The following is a 5,789-nucleotide window of genomic DNA, read 5'->3' on the forward strand; positions in this document are numbered from 1 at the left end:
TTCAAAATGGTGGTGAAACCTTGAAAATGGTTTCAGTTATGTTTACTTGTTTTGCTGATACGAAAAAAGAACTAGATAGTATTAGAACGATGTTAATAAGTGAAATGACAAAGAAGGGTTTTACACCTGATGAATTAAAATTTCAGCAGTTAAAAGCATATAACTTTGTTTGAAACAACAATATTAAAAACAGTACTGAATGATGACAAGAAATGCCCGTTATTTCACTGGCAAGTAGTTATCCGTTTGTAGCAACACCTTTAAATGATAATCACGGGCAATTGATGGGAACGAATGATATTGATGAGCCGATAAGTTTTGACATAAAACACCGTGATAGTTTCCGCAATAGTAGTAATGCCTTTATTGCCGGAATGACAGGGAGCGGTAAAACATTTAATGTTAAAAAACAATTAAATTGATTATATTGTAATAAAACAAAAATCTATATTATTGACCCTGAGCGGGAATACCATCAATTAGCCAATTACTATGGCGGTGAAATTATCCCTATTGGTAAATCAGACAAGGCACGAATAAATCCGTTAGAGATTTTTTCAGATGATTTATTAGAACATATTTCTTTACTAGAACAATGGTTTAAAATTTTATATCCGTCTTTAACAGATATTGATTTAAGTTTATTACAACAAACGCTTTTAAAGCTATACCAAGATTTTAAAATTAATGATAAAACACAGTTAGATACTTTAACAGCTTGTGATTATCCTACACTATCAGATTTGTTTGGTTTAATTGAAAAACAAGAAAAAAGCGAACAAAACAAATCACATTTATACAATGTTTTATGAAAACTTGCCAAAGGAGCTGATGGTTCTTTGTGAAACGGAATAAGTACTTTGTCATTAAAGGGTGATTTGGTTGTTTTTGATACTCACGAATTAACAGCAAACAAAAATAGACAAAACGCTCAGTTGTTTTTAATGCTTTCCTTTTTGGATAAGGTAGTAAAACAAAACAAAGCCAAAAACCAAGCATTACCAATTACTGAACAACAATGAATTTGTATTGCCATTGATGAAGCTCATTTATTGATTAATGAAAATAATACCTTAGCGTTGAATTTCTTATTTGAAATGACAAAACGTATTCGTAAATATAACGGTATTTTGTATATTATGTCACAAAACATCAATGACTTTATGGGTAATGCGAATATTAAAACGCAAGCCCAAGGGATAATAAACAACTGTTTGTATCAGTTTGTTCATCATTTAGCGGCGAGTGATTTACAAGATTATGATAATTTAATTTCTGCAAGTGGAAGATTAAATCAATATCAAAAAGATACGATTGCAACTGCGCCAACGGGAACTTGTCTCTTTTCGATTGGTGCTAATAACCGAATGTTATTAAATGTTGAAGCAAGCGAAATAGAACAAGAAACTTTTAGTTAGGAGGTAAATTTATGTCTAAAATAAAACAATATTATCAAAAACTTAATAAATTGCAAAAAGTAATCTTTTGAATTATTTTTGCTGTATTAATCTTTTTCTTGCTGATTGCTTTAATTAATATTCCTATTTCGCTTGGCTATGCGGGAATAAAACTAAAAGCGATTACTTGACAAACCTTTTCAACTGCATATGCCAAAGATATTTGCTTTAAAATTTCAGCAATTATCAGCACTATCGTTGTAATTGTCATTGCTGGTTTTATTGGTTATCAGAAATGACAACACTTTGATATGTTTGCTTATGAACAAAAGAAAAAAGAGAAAAGAAAAGAGCAAGAATTTAAAAAAATTCAACAAAGTAATTTGCTTAAATTAAATAAAAACTTTGGTTTAATCAAATCAAATTTAACTCAACATACTTTGTTGGTTGGAACAACGGGGAGTGGTAAAACAACAACATTAATGCAAATTATAAAAGCGTTAAGGTTTAAATTCGACGAAACAACCATCATTATTGATGGCAAGGGAGATATTGATTTAATTGATAAAGTTAAACAACTAGACCCTAACGCTTTTATTTGAGAAATTGGTGGGTCAACGGAATATAACCCTTTTGCAAATAAAAATAAAGTTATTTTAGCGGATAAAATAATGTCGTTGTTTGAGTTTTCTGAACAGTATTATCAAAATCTAGCTCATAATTATTTATTATTATTGCTTAATATACTTTTAAAAAATGATATTGCTATTACTTTTGATAATTTAGTTAAATACTTTCCTATTAAGCAATTAGAAAAATTAATTACTTTTAATGATAATAATCTTTCGTTATTATCAAATTTTGATGAAAAAGACATTAACGGTCTTTTTAATCAATTAAATGTTTACAACACACAACTAAACAATAGTTTGGGCAATAAAAATACTTTGTTAGAATTGATTACTAAATATAAAATGATTTTGTTTAGTATCAATTCGTTGATGTATCCGAAACTAGCGGGTTCGGTTGGTAAAATTATTATCCAAGATTTAAAAGAATTAACCACCCTAAAACCAGTTAATCAAAAAATTAACATTGTTTTAGATGAGTTTAATGTCTTTGCAAGTGATACCATTGTCAACTTGATAAATAAATCGCGCAGTTTTAATTATCAATGCGTTTTGTCATTTCAAACAATCAACGATCTAAAAACAAACAATATGAATTTAACAGATACCATTTTCGGAAATGTTAGTACTATTGTTTGTCACTCATTGAAAGACCCAAACACGGCCGAATATGTAGCAAGTGTATTTGGCACCCAAGAAACCGAAAAACTAACGCGACAACTTGACTTTAAAAACAACACGGCTGATATGGGTTCGGTGCGTTCGGTGGATGAGTTTGTTGTTCATCCGAACGACCTTAAAACCCTTAAAATCGGAGAATGTTATTTAAAAACCACTCTTCCGAGTGGCAAGTTATTTATTAAAAAAATTCAAGTTGACCCAACTTATTTAGATAATTTATTTTAACAATTAAATAAATAATACACTCTACCCGTGCTATAATAAACATAACTAAATAAATAAAAAGAAAATGACTTGCAGGTCATTCTTCTATACAACCTATTAAGGGTCTATCAAACCGCTTAACTAGGGTTAATATATAATTTACCTGAACCGCACAGTTGTGGTGGTTCTTGGTTAAATTATATCATTATTTAATTTTTGTGTATAGGTAGAGTGATAAAAAAAGTCATTCTACCTATTTTTTTATTTACAGTATAAATCACAATTATTTACTCGTAAATTAGTGTTTAAACTAACCAAAAGAATATGATTATACATTTTGGAAAATATCAACGCTAATAAGGGGTTTAAATTCGGTCAAAACCGCAGAAAGGAGCATATTATTATGCAACAAATACAACACGCAGAACAAGTCAATTACCACTTTGTTAAATTGCCAACTGGTGCTCAGTTTAAAGTATTTAATCAGTTAGATAATCAAAAACACATGTGCAACTTTTTTGTTCATAAATCAGATATCTATAAATACACAATACTTTCAAATAAAGTGCGGGTTGGTGATAACTTTATTAGTGTTGGTAAAAAAGATATTTTTATGACAAAAACAGACCCTAATTGATTTAATGTGGGGGTGCGTGTTTTTGGCACATATCATATTTATTATGCGGATGGAACACGCATTAAAGCGACTGGTTATGACGCGATGATTAAAACAAATATATATAAATTTCATCACTTAAATACCCTACACCGTCAATTTGAAAAATGACAAGCAGTCGAACCACGCCTTCGTAAGTTTAAAAACCGCGAAGAATTTTTAGCTGACGTTGATAAAAAATTTCAAACTGAATTACAACAAATGGCCAAACAAAAAGCAGAATTTCAAGCTTCAATCAAAGACAAACATTCTGCTAATAAAAAATCGTTAAATTCAAACAGAGAAAATAATTCTCTTGTAGATAAGTTTAACACACATTATGAAAAAAACAAGGGTGATCCACCAAAATTATCCGAAGAAGAACTCGAACAATTGTTAGTGGAATTAGATAACTTAGACTAAACCCCTACCGAGTTTATACTCCCCTATTACCCCAGCACAGAACTTGCATAAAACCAACGAGTAGCAAGACAAAGAATACAACGCCAAGATATGGTCTTCATCATATCATTTTTGATGTTTGGCAAATCACCTATTTTTATTATCTATTTTCTTCCAATATAATTCCAAAACCATTCCTGTACTATACCAAAACAAAATATTTAATAAATTTTATATATTTTTTAAGTAAATTTATCAGTAATTTTATTCAATAAAGTATTAAATATTCTAAAATTTAAGATATAATTATATTAAGTATTTAATAAGTTTTAAAACTTATCAATAGTATTGATTATCCTGCGGAACGACAAGCATTTTGGCATGCCAAGCACCCGAAACCCCGCACTCCCAACGATGTTGATAGCACGGGGTTTCGGCTTAATGTTTGTGTTCCGCAGTGGTGGGGTTTTATTTGTTGTATTTNTTGCAAATACAACCAATAAAAACCCACCTAGTTCCTTTTTTTCTTTTTGCCCATGCCCTTAAAAGAAAAAACGAACCCAAAAAAGAAAAAACCCCGCCCTGCCAGTATAAAAGGGGTGGTTAGTAAGGAGCTGATACACTATAGGTGAACAAGAAAAAATATTAATTATAATTAATCGATGAGGTTACTTAAACACAGAACAAATTAGCTTGTTACTGAATAAAAAAGAAAATATTACATATAAATTTGTTATGAAATTAGTTAGTAATAAGTTTTTGAATGTGGACACACTCCCCAAGAAAAACTATTATACTTTAACGAGTAAAGCACAAAGTCATTTAGGGCGAGAACATAAAAAAAGTATTAAAGTAAATTATTATGAATTATAACACCAAGACATGCTCATCAAATGACTTTGTAGTCAAACCGACATCACACACTATCAAACCGAGCGGGAGCTCAAAATGGAAAACGGCAATTTAAACGCCTACCCCGATTTAATTATTACCAAAAGCGATGATAGCGAAATTTATGTCGAGTTTGAACGCACCCGCAAGTCACCCGACCGGTTTAGAACTAAACTAATTAACTTGCGTGAGTGACTTGCTGCGGGTGGTAAAATTCACTGAATTACCCCCACTCAAACTCTCACTACTTGAATTGTAAATCAAATCAACACTATTGGTGCTTATCCGCCCCAACACACCTACGAAATATGAAATAAATAAAAAAACAACTTATTTGACAATGTCAATTTTGTTGTTTTTTTATTTTTATTCTTCTTCAATTATAAAATAACTACCTATCGTGTTTGTTACAATTTTTCAACCGTGATTATGGTTGTTAATAAAATGATTATTAATTTCTTGAAAATGATTGTAAATAATATTAATTAAAGTGTTAGTATCTTCATCAGTGATTGATCCGCCCCAACCACTATGATCTTCTTTATGAAAACTAGTGATTGTTACTTTAATTTGTTCTTTAAATCCTTCGTAGTTATCTTTGCTTGCTTGATAAATTTGTTTAATTTTATCTCAAGTATTACTATCAATATCTAATTTTAATTGATCATGAGCTAAAAATTGATAGTATTTTTCAATTTCATTATATTGATTATGTGATTCATGTTTAACTGCTTGTGCATTATCATGATTTAATCATCAAATTAGTGTTGTGCCGGCAATTACCAATCCTCCAATTACTAATGATAAACCTAAAGTTTCAGGAGCTAAAGCCGCGGCAGCACCAGCTTCTGTTCCAATAACTGCTCCTTCAGTTGCTGCAACTGTGGCTCCTTCTGCAACTGATAAAGTTTCAGCCGCTGTTAAACTTTC

Annotated in this window: 4 protein-coding genes and 1 pseudogene; 4 read left to right on the forward strand and 1 reads right to left on the reverse strand. The window is 30.4% G+C overall.

Annotation, left to right across the window (positions count from 1 at the left end; all coding sequences use genetic code 4):
• From EHU54_RS04170 to EHU54_RS04185, 4 genes are all read left to right on the forward strand, one after another.
• On the forward strand, positions 1–1,418 hold a 1,418-nt coding region (locus tag EHU54_RS04170; protein ID WP_400249092.1), incomplete at its 5' end, for a VirB4 family type IV secretion system protein.
• An 11-nt stretch (positions 1,419–1,429) separates the two neighbouring features.
• Positions 1,430–2,932 carry a type IV secretion system DNA-binding domain-containing protein gene (locus EHU54_RS04175; protein WP_400249093.1) on the forward strand — a complete coding sequence of 501 codons (1,503 nt, stop codon included), beginning with the start codon at positions 1,430–1,432 and terminating at the stop codon, positions 2,930–2,932.
• Between the two features lie 382 nt (positions 2,933–3,314).
• On the forward strand, positions 3,315–3,989 hold the full coding sequence (locus EHU54_RS04180) for a hypothetical protein (RefSeq protein ID WP_400249094.1): 675 nt from the start codon (positions 3,315–3,317) through the stop codon (positions 3,987–3,989).
• Positions 3,990–4,916: 927 nt separating this feature from the next.
• Complete coding sequence (locus EHU54_RS04185; RefSeq protein WP_400249095.1) at positions 4,917–5,180, forward strand: hypothetical protein; 264 nt, start codon at positions 4,917–4,919, stop codon at positions 5,178–5,180.
• Between the two features lie 45 nt (positions 5,181–5,225).
• Here EHU54_RS04185 and EHU54_RS04190 read toward each other — a convergent pair.
• A pseudogene (locus tag EHU54_RS04190) lies at positions 5,226–5,789 on the reverse strand (hypothetical protein); the annotation flags it as partial.

The sequence above is a fragment of the Spiroplasma sp. ald genome (assembly GCF_044714355.1).
Classification (GTDB): domain Bacteria; phylum Bacillota_I; class Bacilli_A; order Mycoplasmatales; family Mycoplasmataceae; genus Spiroplasma; species Spiroplasma phoeniceum.